The organism is Thermomonas sp. (assembly GCF_035369645.1).
Classification (GTDB): domain Bacteria; phylum Pseudomonadota; class Gammaproteobacteria; order Xanthomonadales; family Xanthomonadaceae; genus Thermomonas.
Window position 1 is genome coordinate 1,413 of sequence record NZ_DAOOUM010000083.1, and the last position, 2,252, is coordinate 3,664.

The following is a 2,252-nucleotide window of genomic DNA, read 5'->3' on the forward strand; positions in this document are numbered from 1 at the left end:
CGGCAGTGGTTTGGACGTGGTGGTATCGCAAGCCATCTATCGGGTGGATGCGGTGACCCGGCGCTGCGACGCCTTGCAAGCACATCCGCTGACCACCGGCCCACGGGCCGTGCTGCACCCTGCCGATGCGGCAGGGATGGCCGATGGTGCGATGGTGCAACTGGCCACGGGGTCCGGGAAGGCCACCTTGCCGGTGCGGCTGGATGTGCGCGTTGCCGCAGGCAGTGTGTGGATTGAATCGGGCTACGGTGCCACTGCACCGCTGCTGACCGCAGGTAAGCTGGAGGTCGTACGCGCATGACTATCGCGATGAACCTCGCGGCCAACCCGCTGATGCAATACGCCATCGATCCCTTGCGTGAATTGCTGTTGTCGTTCGGCACCTTGGGCATGCTGGTATGGGTCGTGCTCAAGATCCTGGCGATTGCCGTGCCGGTGATCGTGTCCGTGGCCTTCTACGTGGTGTGGGAACGCAAATTGATCGGCTGGATGCACGTGCGTCACGGGCCGATGTATGTGGGCTGGGGCGTTCTCCAGGCCTTCGCCGACGTGTTCAAACTGTTGTTCAAGGAAGTGGTGCAACCGACGGTGGCACACCCGGTGTTGTTCCGCTTGGCGCCGATGCTGGCGCTGGTGCCGGCCTTTGCGGCGTGGGCAGTGGTGCCGTTTGACACCAAGGTGGTGTTGTCCAACGCCAACGCAGGTCTCTTGTATCTGCTGGCGATGACCAGTCTTGGCATCTACGGCGTGATCATTGCCGGTTGGGCGTCGAACTCGAAATACGCCTTCCTCGGCGCGATGCGCGCTTCGGCGCAGATGATCAGCTACGAAATCGCGATGGGTTTTTCGCTGGTGGGCGTACTGATTGCCGCCGGCAGCTTGAACCTGTCCGACATCGTGATGGCGCAATCCGGCAAGGGCTTCCTGAGCTGGTTCTGGATCCCGTTGGCACCGCTGTTTGTGGTGTATTTCATCTCCGGCGTGGCCGAAACCAATCGTGCCCCGTTCGACGTGGTGGAAGGCGAATCAGAAATCGTTGCCGGGCATATGGTGGAGTACTCGGGCTCGCAGTTCGCGCTGTTCTTCTTGGCCGAATACGCCAACATGATCTTGGTCAGCTTCCTGACCGCAACGTTCTTCTTGGGCGGCTGGCTCAGCCCGTTCAGTGGCTGGGGCATCCCGCTGTTGTCGGTGGATGGCTGGTGGTGGCTGCTGCTCAAGGTAGGTTTCTTCGCCACCTGCTTTATCTGGTTCCGCGCCGCGTTCCCGCGCTACCGCTATGACCAGATCATGCGCTTGGGTTGGAAGGTCTTTATCCCGATCACCATTGCTTGGATTTTTGTCACCGCATTGCTGGTGTACTTCGGCGTGATTGGTGGTGGCGCAATGGGAGCTGCGGCATGAGTAAGGTGATGCAATACTTCAAAAGCCTGCTGCTGCTGGAACTGCTAGGCGGGCTGTGGCTGACGTTGAAATATCTGTTCCGTCCCAAGTACACCTTGATGTACCCGATGGAAAAAACCCCGCAGTCGCCGCGTTTTCGTGGCGTCCATGCACTGCGTCGCTACGCCAACGGCGAAGAGCGCTGCATCGCCTGCAAGCTGTGCGAAGCAGTGTGCCCGGCACTGGCGATCACCATTGAAGCGGCACCGCGTGCGGATGACGGCACCCGCCGTACTACCCGCTACGAGATCGATTTGTTCAAGTGCATCTTCTGCGGGTTCTGCGAAGAGTCTTGCCCCACCGATTCCATCGTGGAAACCCATATTCACGAATACCACTTCGACCAGCGCGAGCAAAGCGTGCTGACCAAGCCGAAGTTGTTGGCCATTGGCGACCGCTTGGAAGCGGAAATCGCCGCGCGTCGCAGCGCCGACGCCCCGTATCGTTGAGGCAGACCTGAGCATGGACTTCGATTTCCAAACCCTTGCCTTCCTCAGCTTTGCGGCCGTCGCCGCAGCTGCGGCATTGGCTGCGATTACCGCCCGCAACGCGGTGCACGCCGTGTTGTGGCTGGTGCTGACGTTTTTCTCGGTGGCCTGTACCTGGATCATCGGCGGGGTCGAGTTCCTCGGCGTGGCGCTGGTGCTGGTGTATGTCGGCGCGGTGATGGTGCTGTTCTTGTTCGTGGTGATGATGTTGGACATGGACAAAGCCCCGTTGCGGCAAGGCTATGTGCGCTATTTGCCGGTGGGCTTGGTGGTGGCGGTGTTGATGCTGGTGCAGATGCTGGCCTTGATCGGCGTGCGCAG

Annotated in this window: 4 protein-coding genes; all 4 read left to right on the forward strand. The window is 60.5% G+C overall.

Annotation, left to right across the window (positions count from 1 at the left end; all coding sequences use genetic code 11):
- Window positions 1–301 (forward strand): molybdopterin dinucleotide binding domain-containing protein (locus PK789_RS11460; protein ID WP_324308944.1); only part of this gene is annotated, 301 nt, incomplete at its 5' end.
- An 8-nt stretch (window positions 302–309) separates the two neighbouring features.
- A complete protein-coding gene (gene nuoH, locus PK789_RS11465) occupies window positions 310–1,404 on the forward strand; it encodes an NADH-quinone oxidoreductase subunit NuoH (protein ID WP_503011952.1) in 1,095 nt (364 codons plus the stop codon).
- Complete coding sequence (gene nuoI / locus PK789_RS11470; protein ID WP_324308945.1) at window positions 1,401–1,892, forward strand: NADH-quinone oxidoreductase subunit NuoI; 492 nt, start codon at window positions 1,401–1,403, stop codon at window positions 1,890–1,892. The genes nuoH and nuoI overlap by 4 nt, the downstream gene beginning before the upstream one ends.
- Window positions 1,893–1,905: 13 nt before the next feature.
- Window positions 1,906–2,252 (forward strand): NADH-quinone oxidoreductase subunit J (locus tag PK789_RS11475; protein ID WP_324308946.1); only part of this gene is annotated, 347 nt, incomplete at its 3' end.